Raw genomic sequence first — 19,848 nt, 5'->3', positions numbered from 1 at the left:
TGGGAGAGTTCATTTCAGTCCACTAGGTTCCGGAGCTCGCCGAAGTCGAGTGAGGCCAGGTTGTCTGGCTCGATACTCCGAACCCGGGTGGTGACCGTGCGTGTGACACCCTGGAAGAACACCGCGAGCTTGTCCACCTCGTTGGCGCGGACGACCGGATACGCGGGATTGGCGACGAACGCCTCGAGCACGCGGTACGCGGCTGCATCGGAGTCCTCGCCTACCGAAACGGCGAGCCGTACCGCTTTGGCGGCCTTGGTGCTCAAAAGGTCTTTCAACGGACTTTCCCAGTCGTCGGTCGGCATCCCGTCGGAAACCAGCACGAGTGTCGGAAGGTACGCGTCCGCAGGCAGGAAACCCGGATCCCGCATCAGGTCGGCGACCAGGCGAAACGCCGCCCCCATCGGAGTCTTGCCCGACGGCAGCAGTTTCCTCCACTGCACTTCGCCGGCTGGCGTGGGTTCCTGGTGCAGCACTGCATGCTCCTGCGAGAACACAACCACAGCCACGGTGATCTCCGCGCTGCCGCTGTCTTCCGCCGCAAGCCGGCGCACCATCGCCTGGATGGCGGTGTTGAGCGTTTCGATCTTGCCGTCTTGCCCCATGCTGCCGCTCGCGTCGGCAAGAACGACGACAGGCAGCGACCGAGGCCGCTGGAATTCAAAACTCGGGGCGGAGTCCACGGCTTCGGTCAACGTTCGCTTCCCTCACAGACAATCGGCGATGCTTCCAGTTTCGAACAGTACAGAATGCTCGACCACGACAGTTGAGGCAATACTCTGATCGTATGATCCTCTGCGTCCGTTACAGGTGATCGGCGCCTTGGCAGCTTGCTCCTTCGCATGCGCGCCAGACGCGCCCAGCCGGCGGCGATCGGAAGCCGGCTCTGCCGTTCAAGCCGTTCACGCACATGGTGGCGATCTTGTCGGCGCTCAGTGTGACCAAATGATCACTGTGAGTCACAAGCAGGACCTGGGTCGCCTGCTTACCGGACCATCGAGCCAAAGGCACTCGCCGAACATGACGTCCCCCAGCCGCGCGCAGAGAGACGCAGTAGCCGAACGTATCAACAGACTCATGTCACACAACTCGTCCGCAGTTCACCGGCCACGGGGACGACGGTGTGTCGACATTCGATGCCTTCCCGGCCTGCTAGTCACGGACAGAGGTCGACCGACTACATCGCACACGGTCATACGAGCAGCAACGCGGCCATTCGGGTGCAAATCAGCTTCCATCTCGTCATCGGTGCCAGGCGATTGCGTTCCGCCCTCGACCCGAACCCGCCTCAAGCGCCGAGGTGCACGATGATCAGTAGCGCTCGCCCAGCCGCCATGCCATGCGCAGTCTCGCCGCGTCGGGCCGGCGCCCGGCGCCGCCAGCGAACTGTCGAAGGTCATGGGCTGAGGTTCGCGTTCTACGGGCGGATGTCCACCGTTGACTTCCAGGACCGGGCAACGTCGTCGGGGTGGCAGCGCGACGTCGCCGAGGAGACGATCCGCGGGCACGGCGTGATCGTGGCGGAGTACTTCGACGAAGGATGTTCACGCCGGCTGCCCTGGCGCGAACGAGCTGCGACGGCGCAGCTGATGGCAGCCGCGGAGCACCCGAACCGTTCGTTCGATGCCGTCGTGATCGGCGAGTACGAGCGGGCGTTCTACGGCGACCAGTTCAACGCCGTGCTGACCACGCTCCAAGCACACGGTATCCAGCTGTGGCTCCCCGAAGCAAACGGCCCGGTGAACCTCAACGACCCCGCACCAGGCATTAATGCTTCTGCTCGGATCCCAGTCACGCCGCGAGGTGTTACAGGCCCGGCACCGGGTACTGGCAGCGATGCACATTCAAACCTGCGTGCAGGGCAGATTCCTCGGCGGCCGGCCACCCTACGGCTACCGCCTCGCCGATGCCGGCCCGCACCCGAACCGCGCTCACGCGAGCTGGGGCCGCCGTCTGCACCGCCTGGAACCCGATCCGGTCACCGCGCCGTGGGTGCGGTGGATCTTCCAGCAACGAGCCACCGGACGCAGCGTGGCCGGGATCGCGCGGGAGTTGAACGACCGCGGCATCCCATGCCCGTCAAGCGCCGAGCGGGACCGGAATCGTCACCGGACGAAGCACGAGTGGATCGTCCGGACGGTGATCGGGATCCTCGAAAACCCGCGGTACACGGGGCGGCAGGTGTGGAACCGGCACGGCGCCAGAACACCCGGCCCGGCTCACCAGGGTGCTCCAGTCCGGCCATCGGCGGCACGAGGTTGGGCCGAGTCGAAGAAGGTGACACATCCGGCACTCGTGGACGGGGCCACCTTCCTCGAGGTCCAGGGCATGCGCGCAGCCCGGCTCACCCAGGACGGCGGCACCAGGACGTACGTGCTGGCGGGAGTCGTGCAATGTCAACTGTGCGGCCGCCGACTGGACTCGCACTGGGTGAACGGACGCCCCGGCTACCGCTGCTGCCACGGTCACACGAGCGCCCGCAACCGCCCACCAGAACTCGCCAAGAACGTCTACGTCCGTGAAGACCACTTGTTCAACGATCTCCGCGTGCGATTCGCCCAGACCGTAGGCGATGATGGGTCCGCGATCGCCGACTACCTGAGAACGAATGACCTAACGATCATGTGCGGCGGCCCGACACGCGAAGTCAGGGCGTACAGCCCACATTCCGCACTTACCACGAGAGTTGAGACCGTCGGCGACCAGCTGCTGTTACTCTGACCTGGCCGCGACGCGCGCTTCTATGGGGTAATTGAGTGTCCGAGACCGAGTTGATCTACAACCCCACGCTCAAGTTCGCCACTGACCTGCAGCTCTCGTGACAGCACCCGTCACAAAAGCTTCTCGAGTTCACTCATGCTCCTGGTTGATCCAGCACTAACTAGCGGCTGCCGATCACCGTCAGGTCAGTGACGTACTTGACCGCAGCGATGCGCCATCTTCAGCAGCATCTCGAACAGCTGCCGGCTGTGATTCGAGCTTCGCCGGAAATTCTTGACGCGATCGTCGACATGCGCTCCGTCGAACCGCCAGGCGGGCGCTCGAGCTTGGGGCGCGCCAGCGAATCCTCTCCTCCGAATAACCCGTACTGAGGTTCGCCGCCGACCCGCGGCTTCCCGGGCGACGCGTGTCGACGAATCGCTCCGATTCACAAGCCGCTCCGAAAACGGACTGCCGAAATCCGGGCACGGACCGGAGTCACGTTCGTCGGAACCGATCCCGGTTCAATGTCGATCGGTCGTGACGTCGCACTCAGGGTGCGGCCAGGCTCATCACGACACCGCCATGGGCCCATCCTTCCCGCCCGTGGAAGCGGCCACATCAACCGATCGGCTGATAGCGTCCTCCACCCCGCCCCGCCCCGAATTCCAGCCGTGGAGTCGATCCGCCGCACCCGCTCCGGGACCCACACTTCTCCCATGGCAATCATCGAGGTAGACAGCCTCGTCAAACGCTACGGCGACCACACCGCGGTGAACGGGGTCAGCTTCGCCGTCGAGCAGGGCGAGATCTTCGGCATCCTGGGTCCCAACGGGGCCGGAAAGACCACGACCGTCGAGTGCGTCGAGGGGTTGCGCACGCCGAACGGCGGGACCATCAGCGTCTGCGGGCTCGACCCGCAGCGCGACGAAGGCGAACTGCGGCAGATCCTCGGCGCCCAGCTGCAGGAGAGCGAGCTCCCCGACAAGCTCAAGGTCGGCGAGGCGATGGAGCTCTACAGCTCCTTCTACCGCGAGCCGGCCGACTGGCGCGAACTGGTCGACGTCCTCAACCTCGGCGCCAAGCTCGGTACGCAGTTCCGGCGGCTGTCCGGCGGGCAGAAGCAGCGGCTGTCGATCGCGCTCGCGCTGCTCGGCAACCCGAAGGTCGCGGTGCTCGACGAGCTCACCACGGGCCTCGACCCGCAAGCCCGCCGGGACGTGTGGGACCTGATCGAGAACATCCGCGACCGGGGTGTGACGATCCTGCTGGTCACCCACTTCATGGAAGAGGCCGAACGGCTGTGCGATCGGCTGGCCCTGATCGACTCCGGCAGCGTCGTCGCCGTCGACACCCCCGCCGGGCTGGTCTCGAAGGTCGATGATCAGCAGCGGATCCGGTTCCGGCCGTCCGCACCGCTGGACCACTCCGTCCTGACCGCCCTGCCCGAGGTTTCCAGCGTCGAGCGGGCCGGGAGCCAGCTCGTGGTGACCGGCACCGGCAACCTGCTGCTCGCCGTGACGACCGTGCTCGCCCGCAACCAGATCACCGTGGCCGACCTGCGGGTCGAGCAGACGACGCTGGACGACGCGTTCGTCGCGCTCACCGGCCGCGCCATCGAATCCTGAGGAGAACCCGAACCATGCCCGCCCTGCTCCGGCTCACCGCCACCGAAACGAAGCTGTTCTTCCGCGAACCGATCGTCGTTTTCTTCGCGCTCGCCTTCTCTCCGATCCTGCTCGTCATCCTTGGCCTGATCCCCTCGATGCGCGAACCCAACGCGGATCTCGGCGGAGTCCGGCTGATCACCCTGTACCTGCCGATCGTCATTTCGATGGGCATCTCGCTGTTCTCGCTCAGCGGCTTGTCCCAGCTGTTCGCCTCCTACCGCGAGAAAGGCGTGCTGCGCCGGATGCGGACCACTCCGGTCAAGCCGGCGGTCATGCTCGGGGCGCAGCTGCTGATGGCCACGGTGCTGTCCATCATCACGATGGTGATCATGGTCGCCATCGGCCACTTCGCGTTCGACGTGGAGTTCCCGCAGCAGCTTCCCGCATTCCTGATCAGTTTCCTGCTGCTGGCCTTGGCGTTGTTCGCGATCGGCCTGCTCGTCGCCGCGCTCGCGCCGTCCAGCAAGAGTGCCAGCGCGATCGGCTCCCTGGTGTTCTTCCCGCTCGTGTTCTTCGCGGGACTGTGGCTGCCGCGCGCCAGCATGAACAAGGTCCTGCTGACGATCAGTGATCTGACCCCGCTCGGCGCCGGCGTCCAATCGCTACAGGACGCCACCGCCGGTCACTGGCCGCAACTGCTGCACCTGGGTGTCATGCTAGGCTGGACGGTATTGGCCGGTGGCCTGGCAGCACGATACTTCCGCTGGGAGTGAGGGTGGGCATCGAGGGCGAGCTGCGCGCGGAGTTCGACCGCTGGGAAAGCAAGGAAACGGCGACCTTTACGGTTCTCCCCTATTTCCTCCTGGCCGTCAGCATCACCGTCACGCTGGTGCAGTTGTTCTGGAAAGTACCGGACGACCTTCCGACCATTCTGGGTCTCTCCGCCGGCGCCCTGCTCTGGATGCTGTGGTTTTCGACGCTTCACCCCGAATGGCACGAGAACCATCCGTTGATGGGCCTGTACTACTCCGGGTTGATGATTCTCGTCGCCGGTTTGGTCGCCATCGCTCCGTGGTACGGCTTCTTCGCCTTCGTCGGCTACCCGCAGGCGTTCCAGTACCTCCAGGGTCGCTGGCGGTACGCGGGCGCCGCCGCCACCGCGATGACCTCCGCGGCGGCGTTCCTCGGTGGTGTCGCCGCCATCGACGCCGCCGAAATGTGGTGGGTGTGGCTGGCCGTCGGCGCGGTGTCGTCGGTGCTCGCCGGTGCGCTCTTCTACTTCGTGGAGATGGGCAGCCACCGCAACGACATGCAGAAACAGGCCCTCCTCGAGCTGCACGAGGTCAACGCCAAACTGGAGACCGCCCTGGCCGAGAACGCCGGGTTGCAGGCGCAGCTGCTGGTCCAGGCGCGCGAGGCGGGCGTCCTGGACGAGCGGCAGCGGATGGCGCGGGAAATCCACGACACGCTCGCCCAGGGTCTAGCCGGGATCCTGACACAGCTGCAGGCCGCCGAGCAGACGCTGGGCGACCCTCCGGCGTTGCGGCAGCACCTCGCGAACGCCACCAACCTGACCCGCGAAAGCCTCGTCGAGGCCCGCCGCACGGTGCAGGCGGTGGAGCCGTCGGTGCTCGCGCAGGCGCAGCTCCCGGACGCGATCGGCGACGTGGCCCGGCGGTGGTCGGAGGTCAACGACGTCGACGCGGTGCTGACCACCACCGGAGACGCCCGGCCGATGCACACCGACGTCGAGGTGGCGCTCCTGCGCACGGCGCAGGAGGCGCTCGCCAACGTGGCCAAGCACGCGCGGGCCGGCCGGGTCGGCCTGACGCTGTCGTACATGGCGGACCAGGTGACCCTCGACGTACGGGACGACGGTGTGGGATTCGAACCGAACACCAAGCGCGCCAACGGTTCCACGAACGGCGGCTTCGGCCTCGCCGGGATGCGGCAGCGCGTGCAGCGCCTCGCGGGCCGGCTCGACATCGAATCGGAACCGGGGCGTGGCACGGCGATCTCGGCGACGGTGCCGGCCATCCCGGCCGGAGGTGCGGCGTGATCTCCCTGTTGATCGTCGACGACCACCCGGTGGTGCGGGACGGGTTGCGAGGCATGTTCAGCGCCGACCCCCGCTTCGACGTGGTCGGCGAGGTCGGCGACGGCGCCGCGGCGATCGCGGCCGGCGAGCAGCTCCGGCCGGACGTGATCCTGATGGACCTGCGGATGCCGAGGACCGACGGCGTCACCGCCATCAAGGAGCTGGCGAAGCGCGGGGTTTCCGCACGGATCCTGGTGATCACCACGTACGACACCGACAACGACGTCCTGGCCGCCATCGAGGCCGGCGCCACCGGCTACCTGTTGAAGGAAGCGCCGAAGGAGGAGCTCTTCCGCGCGGTGGAGGCGGCCGCGCAGGGGCAAGCGGTGCTCTCCCCCACCGTCGCGACCCGGCTCATGGGGCAGGTGCGGCAACCCGCGTCCGAACCCCTGTCCCAGCGTGAGCTCGAGGTTCTGGAGCTGGTCGCGGCGGGCTCGACGAACCGCGAGGCAGCGGAACGGCTGTTCATCAGCCAGGCGACGGTCAAGACGCACCTGTTGCACGTGTACGCGAAACTCGGCGTCAACGACCGGGCGGCCGCCGTGGCCGCCGCGTTCTCCCAGGGCTACTTGACGCCGTAGGCAGACCGAGGTTCGTTCGGTTCAACGGCTTTTACCCGAGACGCATCCTGCACGGCGGCCGTGACACGGCGCAGGGTGGGAGCGCGGACGAGCGCCGGTAACGCGGCGTCGAAACCCGCGCGGGCCGCTAGGTCGACCACCCGGCCGGCGACCGTGGCCAGCATGGTGAGAAGTTCGAGGGAGTTGCCGCCCAGCTGCTGGAAGTCGGTGTCGTCGTCCAGCCGCTCGGGATCGATGCCGAGGAGCTCGGACCAGACCCCGGCGATCGCGGCGGTGAGCGCGTCGCGTCCGCCGGCGGACGCGGCCGGAACGGGAAGGTGCGCGAAGGGGTCCGGCAGCCGGCGCGCGTCGACCTTGCCGTTGATGGTGTGCGGGATGGCATCCACGAACACTGTGGCGGCCGGAACGAGATACGCCGGAAGTGCGGCCGAGGCATAGGCCGCCAGTTCATCGGCCGAGACGGCCGTGCCCGGTGCCCGCACGACATACGCGGCCAGTACCTTGTGCTCGCCCGAGGGGCGGGCGAGCACGACCGCCTCGGCGACCGCCGGGTGACCGCGCAGCACGTGGGCGGTCTCGGCCGGTTCCACCCGGTGCCCGAGGATCTTCACCTGGTCGTCCACCCGCGACACGAACTCCAGCGGGCCGCCCGGAGCCCGGCGCGCGAGGTCGCCGGAGCGGTAGACGCGGGTGCCGTCGGCCAGGCGGACGAAGGCCCGCTGGGTCAGGTCCGGTTGTCCCCGGTAACCGCGGGCCAGCTGCGGGCCCCCGATCCAGATCTCGCCGGTCTCCCCGTCGGCGGCGAACCGCCCGTGCTCGTCGAGTACGAAGACGCTGGTCCCGGTCGTGGGCAGACCGAGCGGCACCACAGCGGTATCGGGCGCACAGCCGTTCGCGTCGAACGGATGCAGCGTCATGACCACCGTGGTCTCGGTGGGCCCGTAGGAGTTGACGATGGCGCAGTCCTCGCCGAAGACGCGCTGGGCTTCCCGCGCCACCGCAGTGGACAGTGGCTCGCCCATCAGCACGACCGCACGGAAACCCTTCGGCCGCAACCCCAGCCGGTTGATCAACGCGAGGTGGGACGGCGTCATCAGCAACGTGTTGGCGCCCGAGTCCAGCAGCAGCTCCCGCAGCATCGCGTGGTTGATCTCCGCGGGGCGCAGCACCGCGGTGCCCCCGGCGAGCAGCGGCAGGTAGAGGGCGCAGGCCGCGACGTCGAACCCGAGCGAGGCCAGCATCGGCACGCGCGTGTCCGCGTCGAACCCGAGGTCGCGGATGGCCCAGTCGGTCCACGCTCGCAGCGCACCGTGCGGGATCTCCACCCCCTTCGGGCGGCCGGTCGACCCGGACGTGTAGATGAGGAAGGCGAGCTGGTCGTCCCCGATCTCCGGGGCCGGCAGGTCCGCGTCGGCGGCGAGATCCTCGTCGACCACGAGCCGCACGCACCCCGGCGGCAGGCAGTCGCGCACGTCGTACGGGCGCTGCACCAAGCAGACCGGGGCCTGTGCGTCGGCGAGCAGGCCGGCGATTCGCGCGTCCGGGTTACGCGCGTCGATCGGGAGGTACGCGGCGCCGGCACGCAGCACCCCCCACACCGCGATCGTCGCGGCGACCGACCGGTCGCCCAGCACACCGACGACGGTCTCGGGGCCCGCGCCGCGGGCGCGCAGCGCGGCCGCCACCGCGGCGGTGCGCCGTTCCAGCTGCCGGTAGGTCAGGACGCCGTCCGGGCCGCCGTCGAGGGCGGGCGCGTCCGGCGTCTCGTCGACGCGCCGCAGGAAACGGGTGACGACGTCGACGGGCCCGGGGCCAGTCGCCGGCCGGCCGGCTTGCGGCAACGGCGTGGCGTGCGTCCCGAGCCGGGCCACGAGCCGCGCCAGCAGCGCGTCGAGACGCGCCCGCGTTACGTCCCCGTCCCACCAGGCCACCGTGATCTCGGTGTGCCAGTCGAGCTCGAGCACGTTGAACACCGGCGCCTCGCCCGGCAGCGGACGCTCCATGACGAACGCCGTGTGCGCGGTGAACCCGGGAGCACAGAGGTCGCCGAGGTCGATGCGGCCGGCGTGGGAGAGGACGGCGTCCACCGGGAAGCGTTCCGCCGCGCGTGTCCGGCGGTCCGTGTCCAGCAGGATCGACTCGATCGCCGTCAGCGGCGCGGTGAGGGCCACGTCCGGGACCACGTTCTGGGCCGGCGCGCCATCCTTCACCGCCCGCAGCAGCCGCGCGTGGACGTCCAGCCAGTCCTCCCCGGCCGAGACCCGGACGGGCATGCCGAGCGAAAGGTTCGCCGTGCTGCGCACCTCGGGCCGGTAGTACCGCAGGTCGACGGGCACGTAGAAGGCCGCCTCGCGGGCGCCGGGCTGCTCCGCGACCACCTCCGCGAGCAGTGCGGCCAGCCGGGCCGTGATGCCCGGATACCGGCCCTGGAGGGAGCGGCGCGCGAGGACGATCCGGGACCGGGCGACCGGCTCGCACGACCCCATGATCGGGGGCTTGTCCGCCCGCGGGGCGTCGCTGTCGGCCCGGCCCGGCAGCCGGGTGTAGACGTCCCGGTCGGCGATGGCGTCGGGCGCACCGGCCACGGGCTCGCCGCGCAGCGCGTGGAAGACGTCCCGAGCCCAGGTCAGCAGCCCATTGGCGTCCATCACCGCGTGATGGGCGCGGAAGGCCACGGCGAGCCGGCCGCCCGCCGGGCGCCGCACGAGCACGACTTCGCAGAAGGGCCCGGTCACGCAGTCCCGCAGTTCGGGCAGCTTCAGCAGATCGGCGTCCGCGGGGATGTCCACGACCTTCACCGGCGGGGGCGTCCCGCCGTCCACCCACTCCTGCCCGCGCCGGACGAGCCGCGCTCCCGGGCACGCTTCCGAGGCGGTGGCGATCGCCTCGGCGAGCCGGCCGGTGTCGAGCGATCCCTCTCCCTCGACGACTATCCCGAAGGTCGGGTTCAGGTCCCCGGGATGGCCCAGGAACCACCATTCGAGGGGGGAGATCTTCCGGCGGAAGACCTGCTCGCCGGCGGCGCGGGACGCGGTCACGATGCCTCCTCGGCGCGGTCCTCGAAAGCGGTGCGTTCGCGTCTGTTCACCGGCCGGTCGAGCGCCGGGGAGTGTCGGTGCCTCATCGTTGGTCCTCGCCAGTCACGGGCCGGGAGCCCGCGCTCCCGAATTGCTCTGCCGGATCACCGGGCCGAGCCGCCGAACGCGGCTCGGCCCCACCGCACGGCTCAGCCCACCGGCCCGGTGATGTGGGCGAGGTACTCGCCGGTTGCCTGATCGTCCGTTTCCCGGGTGCCGAGACCCGTGGCCCAGAGGCCGCCACCCGGGACACCGCCGAGTTGCTTCACGCCGTACGCCGACAGCGGCGGCTTCGGCGCTTGCTGCCAGGCGCTGCCGTCCCAGCGCAGCAGCGTTCCGCGCCACTTGCCGCTGGAGCCGTCATAGGTGTTGCCGCCCGCCCACAGCTCGGAACCGTTCAGGGCGAGGGAACCGATGGCCGACCCCTGGACGTTGCCCGGCACCGGGGTCGGGGTCTCCGTCCACGCGTGGCCGTCCCAGCGCATCGCGACCGCGTCCCGGCTCTTCACCGTGATGCCGTTGGATTCGTAGGTCACCTTCTCGCCGCCGACCCAGGCCTCGCCGCCGCGGGCGACCACGGTGTCGAGTTCGGTCTCCACCAGGGCGGCCTTCGGCGGATTCGGCAGCAGGGTCCACGCGGTGCCGTTCCAGTGCAGCACCAGAGTGTGGCCGTCGGTTCCCGGCCCGTACCGGTTCGTCATACCCACCGCCCAGACGTCGTCCGGCGAGACCGCGTACACGCTGCTGAGATCGGTGTTCCCGGCGGGCAGCGGGATGGTCATCTTCCGCCAGACCGTCCCGTCCCAGCGCAGCACGCCCGCTGTGGACACCTCACCGACCGGCCGGTACGAGCGGCCCACGGCGAACGCGGTGTTCCCCACGGCGGCGACGTCATCGAGGTAGAGGGGGTTGTCCGGGTCGGTCGGGTACGGGCTCGAGGTCCAGGTGGTGCCGTTCCAGTGGTAAGTGGTGGTCGATCCGACAGTCCACACGTTCGTACTCGACGCGGCCGACACCGCGTGCAGCGCGCCCCGGCAGGAATCCAGCGGCGGCTGCTTGGTCCACGTTCGACCGTCCCAGCGGTAGAGGTCCGCGCAGACCGTGCCCGCCGGAATGGGGGGCGGGCCGTTCCACCGCACCTCGCCGACCGCCCATGCGTGCGTGCTGTCGAGGGCCGCGACGTCGTCGAGCGACTTCTGGGGGGTGTTGTACCCGTAGGGGAAGGAAAGCTGGTCCCAGACCGCTCCGGCGGCCGCGCCCACCGGAGCGAATGTGCTCACGAAACCCGCGACGAGCGCAAGCGTACCGATGATTCTGACAAAAGATCGAGAACCGCCGTTTCGCATATTCACCCCTTATTAATACCATCGGCCGACGCTGTTCAACTGCCCCGGAATTCGCAATCGAACAGCGTCGGCGGGATCGTCACGAAACCTTGACGTCCGGGGAATACAGGTCGATCCAGACGGCCATGTCCAGCGCCCGTTCCATGCCGCGCCGGGACCCCTCGGTGATCTGCGGCGTGTCGACCGCGACCGCGTCGCGCAGCACGTCCTTGTCGATCAGGTCGAAGACCGCGTGCGACGGTTTGGAAAGCAGGTCCTGGCACTGCGCCCGCAACGCGGTCGCGTATCGCGGGTCCTGGGTGGACGGATAGGGCGACTTGACGCGCTCGGCGACCGACGCGGGCAGCAGGTCGAGGGAAGCACCGCGCAGCAACGACTTCTCGCGGCCGTCGTAGTTCTTGAACGCCCACGGCGCGTTGTAGACGTAGTCCACCAGGCGGTGGTCGCAGAACGGCACCCGGACCTCGAGCCCGACCGCCATCGACATCCGGTCCTTTCGGTCGAGCAGCATCTGCAGGTACTGGGTCAGGTGCAGGTACGAGATCTTGCGCATCACGTACTCGAAGTCGTCCTCACCGTCCAGCCGGGAGACCTGCCCGATCGCGGCGTTGTACCGCTCGGTGATGTAGCCCGGCAGGTCCATGGCCTCGAGCAGGGACTGCTGCAGGATCGGCTTGGAGTCGCCGGCGCTGGTGATGAACTGCACCAGCCACGGGAACGTCGGGATTTGGTGCACCAGCGGGTCGAAGAACCACTTGTAGCCGCCGAAGACCTCGTCGGCGGATTCACCCGACAACGCGACCGTCGAATGCTGCCGGATCGCCTTGAACAGCAGGTACAGCGACGTGTCGACGTCGCCGAACCCGGCGGGTAGGTCCCGGGCACGGACCACCGCGGCGCGCAGGTCCGGGTCGGCCAGGTCGGCCGCGGACAGCACGATGTCCTGGTGCTCGGTCCGGGACTTCTCGGCGACGTCGCGGACGAACGGCGCGTCCGGAGCCTCGCGGAACTCTTCGGGCACGAAGTTTTCGGTCCGGCCGACGAAGTCCACCGCGAAGCTGCGCACCGTCTCACCGCCCTTGGCCAGCTGGTCGGCGGCGATCGCGGTCATCGCCGAGGAGTCCAGGCCGCCGGAGAGCAGGGTGCACCGCGGCACGTCGGCGACCAGCTGCCGGCGCACGGTGTCGTCGAGCAGCTCGCGCACGTGCGCGACCGTGTCCTCCCGGGAGTCTTCGTGCGGCTTGGTCTCCAGGCTCCAGTAGACCTTCTCGTGCACGCCGTTGACGTCGACCGTGACGACGGTGCCGGGCCGCACCTCGCGCATGCCCTCCCAGAACGCGCTGCCCGGCGGCTTGATGAACGCGAACAGCTCGCGCAGCCCGTCCAACGTCACCGTCCGCTCGGCCAGCGGGTGGGCCAGGATCGCCTTCGGCTCCGAGCCGAACAGCACACCGTCCGGGGTCGGGTAGTAGAAGAACGGCTTGATGCCCATCCGGTCGCGGATCATCACCAGCTTCCGCTCACGGGCGTCCCAGATGGCGAAGGCGTACATGCCGTTGAGCCGGTCCGCGACCGCCTCGCCCCACTCCAGGTACCCGCGCAGCACGACCTCGGTGTCGGACTCGGTCTCGAACCGGTGCCCGCGCCCACGCAGGTCCGCCCGCAACTCGGTGAAGTTGTAGGCCTCACCCGAATACACCATCGCGACCGCGCCGTCGGGCGCGCCGGTCGGGTTGACGCTCATCGGCTGCCGGCCACCGGGCAGATCGATGACGGCGAGCCGGTGGTGACCGAGCGCGACGTGCTCGGCGATCCAGGTGTCGTGGTCGTCCGGGCCACGGCAGGCCATCGTCTCGGTCATCGCGTCCACTGCGGCCGTCTCACCCCGCAGGTCGCGCTGGTAGGACACCCATCCGGTGATTCCGCACACTGTTCTCTCCTCTTCGCTCTGCGTTCGGTCGGTGTTCTTCGGGGCGGGCGCTCACCCGGCGGCGGGCGCCGACATCGCTTCCACCAGGCGGTGATCGAGGATCTCGATGACGCGGGGCATCTCCTCGACGAGGAAGAAGTGCCCGCCGGGGAACACGTTCAGGTCGAACTCGCCGGTCGTGTGCGACCGCCAGTCCTCCGCTTCGGCGACCGAGGTCTTGGGGTCGCGGTCGCCGGTCAGCGAGGTCACCGGGCAGGACACGATGGCTTCCGCGCCCACGCGGTAGGTCTCGATCGCGCGGTAGTCGGCCCGCAGCGACGGCAGGGCCGCGGCCATCAGGTCGGGGTCGTCGAGCACGATCGACGCGGAGCCGTCCAGCCAGCGGATCTCGGCCAGGATCGCGTCGTCGCCCATCGGGTGCAGGTCGTCGGCGGTCTCCTGGCCGATCGCCGGGCCGCGGCGGCCGGAGACAATCAGGCGCGCGACGGGCGTCCCGGCGCGCTCGCACCGGCGGGCGACCTCGAAGGCCACGACGGCGCCCATGCTGTGCCCGAACAGCACGAGCGGCAAGCCGGAGCGCCGGGCCAATGCGTCGAAAACACCGTCGGCGAGCCGCCCCAGGTCGGCGATCGGCTTCTCGGCGCGCCGGTCCTGCCGGCCGGGGTACTGGACGGCCAGCACCTCGACGCGGTCCGCGGTACCGAGTGCGTGGGGCACCGGCCGGTAGAACGGCGCGGTGCCGCCCGCGTGCGGGAAGCACACCAGCCGGACGGCGGGCGCCGCGGTCCGGCGGTAGCGGCGCAGCCACAGGTCGTCGTCGACGGGTTCGGGTATGGCGGACATGGTTCTCCGTTCAGTGATCGCGGTCGCGACCGAGTTCGGTGTCGATCAGGGCGAACAGTTGGTCGTCGGTGGCTCCGGCCAGGGTGCCGGGGCCGGCGCCGGCGGGGACGGCCCCAGCGAGGGCCGCGAGCCGGGCCAGCGCGCGGGCCGCGGCCTCGGGATCGGTGGTGGCGGCCAGCAGCGCTTCGAGGGTGTCGATGGCGGCCGGCAGCGGGTCCGGGTGCAGGATCGCGAACAGGTGGGAAGCCAGCTCGGCCGGCGACGGCCGGTCGTAGACCAGGCCGGGCGGCAGGTCGAGGCCGGTGGCGTCGGCGAGGCGGCCGCGCAGCTCGATCGCCAGGACCGAGCTGAAGCCCTGCTCCTTGAACGTCCGGGCCGGGTGCACGTCGCCGGCGTCGGCGAGGCCGAGAACGGCGGCGGCGTGGCCGACGACGAGGTCGAGCACGGCCCGTTCGGTCTCCGGGTTCACCGGGGGCACCGACGGCGCGACCGCCGCCGGGGTGCGGTGGTCGTCGGTCAGCCAGTGGCGGGTCCGCTGGAAGGCGTAGGTGGGCAGGTCGACGGTGGGGCCGTCCGGCAGGATCGCGCGCCAGTCGACGGGCACGCCGCGCACGTGGGCTTCGGCGAACGAAGCCAGCAGGCGGTCCGCGCCGCCCTCGCCCCGGCGCAGGGTGCCTACGGCGACGGCACCGGTGATCCCGCCGGCCAGCACCGGATGCGGGGAAACTTCGACGAACGCGCCGTGGCCGGCGTCGGCCAGGGTCCGCACGGTCCGGTCGAACTCGACGGTCTCGCGCAGGCTCGCGAACCAGTACGCCGGATCCAGCTCCGGTCCGGTCAGCCACGCGCCGGTGAGCGCGGACACCATCGGGATCCGGGCCGGACCGGGCGAAATCCCCCGCAGCACGGTCAGGATTTCCGCACGCAGCTCGTCGACGTGCGCGCTGTGCGATGCGTAGTCCACGGGGATCATCCGGGTGCGCACCGATTCGGGGCACGACTCTTCCAGTTCCCGCAGCGCGTCGACGTCGCCGGACACCACTGTCGCGGCCGGGCCGTTCACCGCCGCGACCGACAACCGATCCCCGAACGGCGCCATCCGCGCCCGGACGTCGTCCACCGGTTCGGCGAGGGAGATCATCCCGCCGCGTCCGGCCACGGCCGCCAATGCCTTGCTCCGCAACACGACGACCTTTGCGGCGTCCTGCAGGGGCAGGATGCCCGCCACCGTGGCCGCCGCGATCTCACCCTGTGAATGCCCCACCACGGCGTCCGGCTCGACACCCGCCGACCGCCACACCGCGGCCAAGGACACCATCACCGCCCACAACGCGGGCTGCACCACATCCGCGGCCTCGAACCCGTGCCGGCCCGCCAGCACCCCGTCCAGATCCCAGTCCACATAGGACTCAAGAGCGGCTGCACACTCCGCCAGCCGATCCCGGAACACCGGCGACACCTCGGCCAGCTCCCGGCCCATCCCGACCCACTGACTCCCCTGGCCCGGGAAGACGAACGCAGTCCGGCCGGGGCCGCCGGGGCGGACGTGCCCGGTGACCACGCCGGCCGACGGCAGCCCGCCCGCCAGCGCCACGGCACCCTCCCGCGGCCGCAGGCCGAGCAGCACGGCCCGGTGATCGAGCGTGGCCCGGGTGGTCGCCAGGGACCAGGCGACCGCTCGATCCGGCAGCTCCGGCCGGCCCGCGACGTGCTCCGCCAGCCGGCCCGCCTGGGCGGCGAGCGCCGCGGGTGTCCGGGCGGAGAGCGTCCAGGCAAGAGCGTCCCGGAGCACGGAAGGCGGCGCGGGCTCGGGCACGTCCGGTACGGCGGGTGCGGCTTCCAGGACGACGTGGGCGTTGGTGCCGCCGATGCCGAACCCCGAAACCGCCGCGCGAGGCGGGCGCCCGGATTCGGGCCACGGCGCCGCCTCCGTCAGCAGGCGGACCGCACCGGCGGCCCAGTCGACGGCCGGGGTGGGCGTCGCGGCGTGCAGGGACGCGGGCAGCGTCCCGTGCCGAAGCGCGAGAATCGTCTTGAGCACGCCGGCGACGCCCGCAGCGGCCAGGGTGTGCCCGAGGTTGGACTTCACCGACCCGACGAGGAGGGGCCGCCCGGCCGGCCGATCCGGACCGTAGGCGGCGACCAGCGCGCGGGCCTCGACGCGGTCGCCGAGCCGGGTCCCGGTGCCGTGCGCCTCGACGAAGTCGATGTCCGCGGGAGCCAGGCCCGAGTCGGTCAGCGCGGCGCGGATCACCTCCTGCTGCGCGTCACCGTTCGGCGCGGTGAGGCTGACGCCGGCACCGTCGGAGTTGACGGCCGAGCCGCGGACCACCGCCAGCACCCGGTGCCCGAGGCGGTGCGCCCGGTCCAGTCGTTCCAGCACGAGCACGCCGGCTCCCTCGGACCAGGCCACGCCGTCCGCGTCCGCGGAGAACGGCTTGCAGCGGCCGTCCGGGGCGAGGCTGCCCAGCGCGGTGAACGCCACGTGGTAGGCCGGCGTCGTCAGCACCGACACCCCACCCGCGAGCGCCACGTCGCAAATCCCGCTCCGGAGCGCCCCCGCGGCCAGGTGCAGCGCGACCAGCGAACTCGACGCCGACGTGTCGACGGTGAGAACGGGCCCCCGCAGGCCGAGCACGTGGGCGAGACGCCCGCTGATGACACTGGGCGCGGTGCCGGTGACCAGCAGCCCGGCCAGGTCCGCGGCCTCGTGCGGCCGCGGTCCGTAGGCGCGGGCCTCGGCACCGAGGAACACGCCGGTGCGAGAGCCGCGCAGCGCGGCGGGATCGAGGCGGGCGTGTTCGAGTGCCTCCCAGCCGACCTCCAGAGCGAGCCGCTGCTGCGGATCCATCGCGTCGGCCTCACGCGGCGGGATGCCGAAGAACGCGGCGTCGAATTCGGTCGCGCCGTCGAGGAAGCCGCCGCGGTCCGAGGCGCAGCGCAGGGCTTCGAGGTCCCAGCCGCGGTCCGTCGGGAACGGGCCGCCGACGGTGCGGCGTTCGACAAGGGCGTCCCACAGCCGCTCGGGCGAGTCGATGCCGCCCGGGTAGCGGCAGGCCATGCCGACGACGGCCAGGGGTTCGGTGGTCACGTGCGGGGCCCGCCCGCCGCGGGCGCGGCGCCGAGGGCCGGGGCCGTGACCCGGACGGTCGTCGGCGCGGGCCGGTGGTCGGCGACCAAGTGCCGGAACTCGATGCCCGTCCGCTCGGCGTCGCCCGCGCGAAGCCCGGCCAGGCAGTCGCAGGGATCGTCGGTGAACCCGGCGAACCGGTAGGCGATCTCCATCATGCGGTTGCGGTCGGTGCGGCGGAAGTCGGCGGTGAGGTGGACCCCCGCCGTCGCCGCCTCGCCGATCAGCCAGTCGAGCAGCACGGCGCCCGCGCCGAAGGAGACCACCCGGCAGGAGGTGGCTAGCAGCTTCAGGTGCCAGACCCGCTCGTGGTAGCCGAGGAGCAGCACACCGACCGCGCCGTGCGGGCCGAAGCGGTCGGTGAGGGTGACGACGAGGACCTCGTGCTCCGGGTCGGCGATCAGGCCCCGCAGGTCGGCGTCGGAGTAGTGCACGCCGGTCGCGTTCATCTGGCTGGTGCGCAGGGTGAGTTCCTCGACCCGGGACAGGTCGGCGTCGTCGGCGCGCTTGATTTCCATGACCAGGTCCAGCGAGCGCAGGAACTCCTCGTCGGGACCGGCGAACTCCGCCCGCTCCGCCGTGCGGCGGAACCCCGCCTGGTACATGCCGCGCCGCCGGGCCGCGTCGACCGTGACGACGGCCGGGCTGAACTCCGGCAGGGTGGTCAGCTCGGCCGCCCGCGTGGCGTCGTAGCAGCGGACTTCCGGGTGGTGGTAGGCGACCTCGGCGCGCTCGGCGGGCTGGTCGTCGATGAAGGCGATCGTCGGCGGCGCGAAGTTCAGCCCGTCGGCGATCGCCCGGACCGACTCGGACTTGGCGTGCCAGCCGATCTGCGGCAGGACGAAGTATTCGGCGACGCCGAGGGCTTCCAGCCGCTGCCAGGCGTGGTCATGGTCGTTCTTGCTCGCCACCGTCTGCAGGATGCCGCGCGCGTCGAGTTCGAAGATCGTGCGGCGGATCTCGTCGGAGAGCTCGACCTCGGGGTCCTCCAGGAGAGTGCCCCGCCACAGGGTGTTGTCCAAGTCCCAGACCAGGCACTTGACGAGGGTCGATGCGTCGGGCACGGGGTTCTCCTCGGGCTCGTTCGGTTGCTGCCGCTGCGTTTTCGCGGGTTCGGTCACTGCGTGTCGAGGGCGTGCCGGGCCAGGACCAGCTGCGAGATCTCGGTGCTGCCCTCGATGAGTTCCATGGCCTTGGCGTCCCGGTACGCCCGGGCCACCACGTGGCCGTCGGTGAAGCCGCGAGAGGCGAGCACCTGGACGGCCGTCGCGGCGCCGCGCGCCGCGTGCGTCGCGCCGACCTGCTTGGCCAGCACGGCGGCCACCACCGCGTCGGCAGCGCCGCGGTCCCACTGTCCGGCGGCGTACCGGCAGATCTCGGTGACGATCCGCTCGTCGGTGTAGAGCCCGGCGAGGTGCCGGGCGACGAGCTGGTGCTCGGCGATCGGGACCCCGCCCTGTTCGCGGGTGCGGGCGTCGGCGAGCGCGGCGGTGAGGCAGGCGCGCAGGATGCCCGCACACCCCCAGGCCACCGACATCCGGCCGTACGACAGCGCGACGGTGAACAGCAGCGAAAGCGGCTGGCGGCCACCGCCGAGCACCGCGTCGGCGGGGATCCGGACGTCGTCGAGCACGACGCGGCAGTGCGTCGCCGCGCGGCAGCCGAGTGGCGCCGCGACGGGCTCGATCGCCACCCCGGTGGCGTCGGCGGGCACCACCGCGACGGCGCCGTCCTCGCTGTCGCCGAAGCGGCCGAACACCACGACGAAGTCCGCGTACGCGGCCCCGGTGATCCATACCTTCTCGCCGGAGACGACCAGATCACCGGTGCCGTCGCCGGCCGGGCGGATCCGGGTGGTCATGCCCTCGATGTCGGAGCCCGCGCCGGGTTCGCTGAACGCCGCGCAGGCCAGCCGGCCGCTCGTCAGCTGTCCGAGTAACCGGGCGCGCTGCTCGCGATCGCCGAAGCGGCCGATCGTGGCGGCCGCGATGCCCTGCACCGTCATGATGCTGCGCAGCGAGCTGCACAGAGCGCCGACGTGCGCGGTCAGCTCGCCGTTCTCGAGGCCCGTGCGGCCGGGGCCCCCGAACCGGGCCGGCACCTCCGCGCACAGCACCCCCATCGCGCCGAGCTTGCGCAGCAGCTCGACCGGGATGCGCCCGGCGCTGTCCCACCCGGCCGGGCCCCCGCCGACCAGTGCGTCGATCTCGGCGGTCTCGACGGTCACGCCTCCTCCCCCGCGCGGAGCCGCAGCACCATCGCCGCCATGGCCCGGACGCTGCGGAAGTTGTCCCGGGACAGCTCGGGGCCGAGGATCTCGATGTCGTGGGTGTCCTCCAGGTGCACCACCAGCTCCATGGCGAACATCGACGAGATCGCGCCGGTCGCGAAGAGGTCCTGGTCGACCTCGGGTTCGGCGCCGGTCCGTCGCGTGATGAACTCGGTCAGGTTCTGCTCGACGGCGGTGGCGCCGGCGTTCGCGGTGGTCATCGGTGTGCCTTTCGGTTCGGTGTGGTTGCCGGCGGGCCGCCCG

Annotated in this window: 15 protein-coding genes; 6 read left to right on the top strand and 9 right to left on the bottom strand. The window is 70.7% G+C overall.

Translation table 11 applies throughout. The annotated features are described in order from the left end of the window. Positions 1–14 precede the first annotated feature (14 nt). Complete coding sequence (locus tag ACZ4TR_RS48395) at positions 15–695, bottom strand: vWA domain-containing protein (RefSeq protein WP_465295898.1); 681 nt, start codon at positions 693–695, stop codon at positions 15–17. Between the two features lie 1,075 nt (positions 696–1,770). Between ACZ4TR_RS48395 and ACZ4TR_RS48390 the strand changes: the two genes are divergently transcribed. The 6 genes from ACZ4TR_RS48390 to ACZ4TR_RS48365 all read left to right on the top strand — a co-directional run bounded on the left by ACZ4TR_RS48390 (position 1,771) and on the right by ACZ4TR_RS48365 (position 6,989). Then, entirely contained in the window at positions 1,771–2,721 is a 951-nt protein-coding gene (locus tag ACZ4TR_RS48390; protein WP_465295896.1) for a recombinase family protein, read from the top strand. A gap of 188 nt (positions 2,722–2,909) precedes the next feature. Further along, complete coding sequence (locus ACZ4TR_RS48385; RefSeq protein WP_465295894.1) at positions 2,910–3,092, top strand: hypothetical protein; 183 nt, start codon at positions 2,910–2,912, stop codon at positions 3,090–3,092. Between the two features lie 327 nt (positions 3,093–3,419). Beyond that, a complete protein-coding gene (locus tag ACZ4TR_RS48380) occupies positions 3,420–4,328 on the top strand; it encodes an ABC transporter ATP-binding protein (protein WP_465295892.1) in 909 nt (302 codons plus the stop codon). Between the two features lie 14 nt (positions 4,329–4,342). Further along, on the top strand, positions 4,343–5,083 hold the full coding sequence (locus ACZ4TR_RS48375; protein WP_465295890.1) for an ABC transporter permease: 741 nt from the start codon (positions 4,343–4,345) through the stop codon (positions 5,081–5,083). A 2-nt stretch (positions 5,084–5,085) separates the two neighbouring features. Then, complete coding sequence (locus tag ACZ4TR_RS48370; protein ID WP_465295888.1) at positions 5,086–6,369, top strand: sensor histidine kinase; 1,284 nt, start codon at positions 5,086–5,088, stop codon at positions 6,367–6,369. Beyond that, entirely contained in the window at positions 6,366–6,989 is a 624-nt protein-coding gene (locus ACZ4TR_RS48365) for a response regulator (protein ID WP_465295886.1), read from the top strand. The genes ACZ4TR_RS48370 and ACZ4TR_RS48365 overlap by 4 nt, the downstream gene beginning before the upstream one ends. Here ACZ4TR_RS48365 and ACZ4TR_RS48360 read toward each other — a convergent pair. The 8 genes from ACZ4TR_RS48360 to ACZ4TR_RS48325 form a co-directional block, all read right to left on the bottom strand. Continuing rightward, on the bottom strand, positions 6,974–10,027 hold the full coding sequence (locus ACZ4TR_RS48360; protein WP_465295884.1) for an amino acid adenylation domain-containing protein: 3,054 nt from the start codon (positions 10,025–10,027) through the stop codon (positions 6,974–6,976). The genes ACZ4TR_RS48365 and ACZ4TR_RS48360 overlap by 16 nt on opposite strands. Positions 10,028–10,215: 188 nt before the next feature. Beyond that, complete coding sequence (locus tag ACZ4TR_RS48355) at positions 10,216–11,346, bottom strand: beta propeller repeat protein (protein WP_465295882.1); 1,131 nt, start codon at positions 11,344–11,346, stop codon at positions 10,216–10,218. Positions 11,347–11,491: 145 nt separating this feature from the next. Next, the gene (asnB, locus tag ACZ4TR_RS48350) at positions 11,492–13,342 is read right to left on the bottom strand and encodes an asparagine synthase (glutamine-hydrolyzing) (RefSeq protein ID WP_465295880.1); all 1,851 of its coding nucleotides are present in this window, start codon (positions 13,340–13,342) and stop codon (positions 11,492–11,494) included. Positions 13,343–13,393: 51 nt separating this feature from the next. Next, positions 13,394–14,185 carry a thioesterase II family protein gene (locus tag ACZ4TR_RS48345; protein ID WP_465295878.1) on the bottom strand — a complete coding sequence of 264 codons (792 nt, stop codon included), beginning with the start codon at positions 14,183–14,185 and terminating at the stop codon, positions 13,394–13,396. Between the two features lie 10 nt (positions 14,186–14,195). After that, positions 14,196–17,276: a type I polyketide synthase gene (locus ACZ4TR_RS48340; protein WP_465295876.1), complete on the bottom strand. Its 3,081-nt coding sequence runs from the start codon at positions 17,274–17,276 to the stop codon at positions 14,196–14,198. After that, a complete protein-coding gene (locus ACZ4TR_RS48335; RefSeq protein ID WP_465295874.1) occupies positions 17,273–18,379 on the bottom strand; it encodes an HAD-IIIC family phosphatase in 1,107 nt (368 codons plus the stop codon). Before ACZ4TR_RS48335 ends, ACZ4TR_RS48340 begins: the two co-directional genes overlap by 4 nt. A gap of 53 nt (positions 18,380–18,432) precedes the next feature. Continuing rightward, the gene (locus ACZ4TR_RS48330; RefSeq protein ID WP_465295872.1) at positions 18,433–19,542 is read right to left on the bottom strand and encodes an acyl-CoA dehydrogenase family protein; all 1,110 of its coding nucleotides are present in this window, start codon (positions 19,540–19,542) and stop codon (positions 18,433–18,435) included. Further along, positions 19,539–19,805, bottom strand: coding sequence for an acyl carrier protein (locus ACZ4TR_RS48325; RefSeq protein WP_465295870.1), 267 nt, complete (start codon positions 19,803–19,805; stop codon positions 19,539–19,541). Before ACZ4TR_RS48325 ends, ACZ4TR_RS48330 begins: the two co-directional genes overlap by 4 nt. Between the last annotated feature and the right edge of the window lie 43 nt (positions 19,806–19,848).

The sequence above is a fragment of the Amycolatopsis sp. NPDC028719 genome (assembly GCF_055565395.1).
The sequence above is the reverse complement of the archived record's forward strand: the minus strand, read 5'-3'. Positions and strand labels throughout refer to the sequence as shown.

Coding starts and splice junctions, on each gene's coding strand:
- ACZ4TR_RS48390 (WP_465295896.1), top strand. CDS start 1,771: ATGCTTCTGCTCGGATCCCAGTCACGCCGCGAGGTGTTACAGGCCCGG.
- ACZ4TR_RS48380 (WP_465295892.1), top strand. CDS start 3,420: ATGGCAATCATCGAGGTAGACAGCCTCGTCAAACGCTACGGCGACCAC.
- ACZ4TR_RS48375 (WP_465295890.1), top strand. CDS start 4,343: ATGCCCGCCCTGCTCCGGCTCACCGCCACCGAAACGAAGCTGTTCTTC.
- ACZ4TR_RS48345 (WP_465295878.1), bottom strand. CDS start 14,185: ATGTCCGCCATACCCGAACCCGTCGACGACGACCTGTGGCTGCGCCGC.
- ACZ4TR_RS48325 (WP_465295870.1), bottom strand. CDS start 19,805: ATGACCACCGCGAACGCCGGCGCCACCGCCGTCGAGCAGAACCTGACC.